The organism is Bradyrhizobium genomosp. III (assembly GCF_000261705.1).
In the GTDB taxonomy this organism is placed as follows: Bacteria; Pseudomonadota; Alphaproteobacteria; order Rhizobiales; family Xanthobacteraceae; genus Bradyrhizobium; species Bradyrhizobium ottawaense.
The window spans coordinates 1-3,524 of record NZ_AJQF01000565.1 but is presented as its reverse complement, the minus strand read 5'-3'; the positions used below and the strand labels follow the sequence as shown (position 1 = coordinate 3,524).

Annotated in this window: 4 pseudogenes; 1 reads left to right on the top strand and 3 read right to left on the bottom strand. The window is 60.0% G+C overall.

Features of this window, described 5'->3' with window-relative positions:
- Positions 1–311 precede the first annotated feature (311 nt).
- Both IC66_RS49390 and IC66_RS0142050 read right to left on the bottom strand, forming a co-directional pair.
- Positions 312–569, bottom strand: a pseudogene (locus tag IC66_RS49390) (IS630 family transposase); the annotation flags it as partial.
- A 135-nt stretch (positions 570–704) separates the two neighbouring features.
- Positions 705–1,726: pseudogene (locus IC66_RS0142050) on the bottom strand (IS110 family transposase).
- Positions 1,727–2,075: 349 nt separating this feature from the next.
- On the opposite strand from IC66_RS0142050, the pseudogene IC66_RS0142045 reads away from it, so the two are divergent.
- Positions 2,076–2,380: pseudogene (locus IC66_RS0142045) on the top strand (transposase); the annotation flags it as partial.
- Positions 2,381–2,634: 254 nt separating this feature from the next.
- On the opposite strand, the pseudogene IC66_RS44865 reads toward IC66_RS0142045, so the two are convergent.
- Positions 2,635–3,428 (bottom strand): annotated as a pseudogene (locus IC66_RS44865) (IS630 family transposase); the annotation flags it as partial.
- Positions 3,429–3,524 lie beyond the last annotated feature (96 nt).

Genomic DNA, 3,524 nt, shown 5'->3' with positions numbered 1-3,524 from the left:
CACGACTCACGTTCCAAGAAAAGTGGGTACTAGTTGACGATCAGCACTACCGGCTTGTCAACCGAGTGGCAGGGTCCCCTAGCCAAGGTGGTACAAGTCGACGTCCTCGAGGGTGTAGGCGCTGAAGCTCCCGAAATGGGCGAACAAGTTGTTGCGCTTGGCGCCGCAGCTGATCCGGTGATCCGGTCGGCGAGGCCGCGGCCCAGAGGCTATCGGGCGAGCGCATCGGCGCCTCGCGGAAGATGCGAGCATCGATTGAGCGCCAGCCTGCAGATCGCAGCGTCAGGACAGGACGACCTAGTCACGTGAATCTAATGTTCGCCACATAAAGTCTGCTGGGTTTTGTGGCAGAAGCGTTTGACGGAAGCCAAAATCTGGTCTGCGGACTTGGTCCATTTGAAGGGCTTCGGGTTTTGGTTGTGCAGGTGGATGAAGGTGCAGATGTCGGCCTCGAGTTGCCCGACGGAGGTGTCGTCTAATCGCTGCTGGGACGTCAAGCATTTAGTTTCGTCAAGAGACGCTGCCGAGTGCGTGGTTGTCTTCGCGGTCGACATTGGTCGCCGCATGATGGAGCTTCGCGGACGAGCCTTCAATGTGGACGACGCACTTTGCTGAGTCAGCAGTGCAACCCCATCAGCGGAATGGCTCGGCTCACGTCCTGGCAGGGATACCTTAGGCGTTCAGGTTCTGAACGCTATCCGAGCTTACGCGGCAGCTCCGGCATTCGGATTGAACAGCTCGCCGGTCTTAAGCATCGTATGCTTATCACCGCCAGTTTCCGTGCCACAGCCACGGCGGCTCTTTTGAAGCCGATCCTCTCCCGGAGATGCCGTCCCCACGTCCGCAGAGCGCTGTCGGTTGAGCTGCGCGTCAGAATGACCGCTGCCGCTTCATAGAGAAGCCCACGCAAATGGCGGTCGCCACGTCGGGATATATGGCCATCATAATCGACTTCTCCGGATTGGTAGCGGCGCGTTGTCAGGCCGATCCACGCGCCAACAGATCGGGATTTCCTAAAGTTGTCAGGCTCCTCAATAGCTGTGGCAAAAGAGGTTGCGGTGATCGCACCGATGCCCGGAATCGACATGAGGATGCGGCAGGCCTGACTCTCGCGCGCATCCCGAACCAACTGGCGACCGAGTTCGGCGGCGCGGATGCGAATGCCACGCCAGGCTTCCAGCATCGGAAGCACGATGGATGCAAGTCCGTCCTGATCAGCCAGAAGGTTCCGGACGTTCTCGAAGGTGCTTCCCTTTCCGGCGGGAACAAGCAGACCGAAGGTCTTCATGACGCCGCGGATCTGGTTCGAAAGCTCGGTGGTGATCCGGACCAGCCGCGTGCGCGCCGCGACAAGCGTGCGGGTCAGCATGCTGTTGAATCCCTTCACGCGCACCTCACGAAAGAACCCGACTTCCGCGAGCTGCGCCAGACCATCGGCGTCGTTCGCGTCCGTCTTGTTCGCCGCCATATCGAGCGCCGCTTTATCATGGCGCGCATCGACGCAGATCGCCGGCAATCCTTCGGTGCGCAAAGAATGATAGAACCATACCGACAGCGGTCCCGTCTCGAACACCACGCGTTTCACGGCCGGCGCCCGCTTGCGGATGAGCGCGGCGATGACACTGGGATCAGATGCACACTTGCCGCGCCAGATCCGTTCACCTGCTCGACGGATCGAGACCGCCGTCTCTTTCATCGACACATCGAGACCGATATACTCTTCCATGGCTGTTCTCCATTCGATGCTTGGGCCCGGCGTCCAGTCGTGAGCCCGTATTTCCATCCTATCGGGGAACAGCCACCCTCCAAGACTATTGATTGTCTTTAGGGCAACACGCTCCTGCGATTACCCCATGTGGACGCCCCCTCACGGCATCGCTGTGCCAAAGTGGTGTCGTTGACCATCACTTGAACGGAGGCGTCCATGTCGGAATTTAGCATAATCGCGTTGGATCTGGCGAAGAATGTGTTCCAGATGCACGGCGCGGATGCATCAGGAACCGTGCTTTTCCGCAAGAAGCTGCGCCGGGATCAGATCCTTAAATGTCTTGCCGCGCAGCCGACGTGCACGGTCGCAACGCGACTTTGCGGCATGGCTGGGGCTTACCAGCTGCAGCGCTCCACCGGAGGCAAGCAGAAGCTCGGCAAGACGTCACGTATGGGCGAACGAACCCTGCGACGACTACTGATCATCGGCGCGAGCGCGGCCGTGCGCTGGGCAATGCGCAAAGACTCGACAGCGGATTCTTGGCTTGCGCGCATGCTTGCCCTCAAGCCGCCCATGCTGGTGATCGTCGCCCTCGCTAACAAGATGGCGCGCATCGTCTGGGCATTGATGGCGAGAGGCGGAACCTATCGGGCTCCGGCTGCGGCGAAGTAGTTCCGCGGCAGGGACCGTGAGTGTGAGAAGGTCAACCGGAGAGTATGGCGCACGGTCACGAGACAGGAATGGGAAAACCAGATCATGGATACGCGCCTCGAGCACGCGAAGTTGAATTGGACCCGTTCCGCGAACTCCCATACGGGCCAGCGGCATGTGGCAGCCGCAACAAAAGGCCGAACACATGTCAGCGCCCGACCACGCTCCGCACTCTTCGAAAGATTCTTCTTGCACCAACGGGGGCGTCTACACATGTCCATGACGATATGGACATCGAGGCCTTCAGGAACTTGAGCATCGATCTCTTTTAAAAACTTCAAGACTCGACTGCCCGGTGGCGCTTGTAGCATTTGCCGATGACGAACCCCGAGGCGACATCGAGCGCGGCAAACAGCGTGGTCGCACCATGCCGCACATAGCTGTGCGTACGACGCTCCGGTATGCCGGGCATCATTGGCAAGACCGGCTGCTCGCGATCGAGTGCCTGAATCTGGCTTTTCTCATCGATGCTGAGGACAAGGGCTCGGTTCGGCGGGGACAGGTAAAGCCGACGATGTCGCGTGCCTTGTCGACGAGCCGCGGATCGCTCGACAACTTGAATGTCTGGCTACGGTGCGGTTGCAAGCCGAACGCCGACCACATTCGGCGGATCGTGGTGCGGGAAAAGCCAGTTTCCGCAGCCATCGAGCGGATCAACCATTGCGTCGCCTCGGCCGGCGTCGTACGCAGCGTGCGATCGATCATGGCGGCAACCTGATCGTCGTTGATGGTGCGAGGGCGGCCAGGGCGTGCCTCGTCAAGCAAGCCATCACAGCGATCCTTCAAAAATCGGCGGCGCGACTTGCCAACGGTGTGTTCGTGGAGGCCGAGTTCGGCAGCCACAGACTTGCTTGGCAAGCCATCCGCCCACCGCAGGATCGCGCGGCATCGCTCAGGAAAGCAACCGCGCAGCACGATGACGACGAACTTGCCTCTCCAAGTACGCCCGCTCCTGCGGACTCAGCACCAACGGCGCGATCGGCCGGCCTTTCCCACCTGCATTCGCCACAAGCGCTCTCCTCTCTCGAGATTCAAGCTATCAACCAATGCGACGAACTTGCGTTCCGGATGACTAGGGTCTGTACCTAAATAGCGCCACGTGATT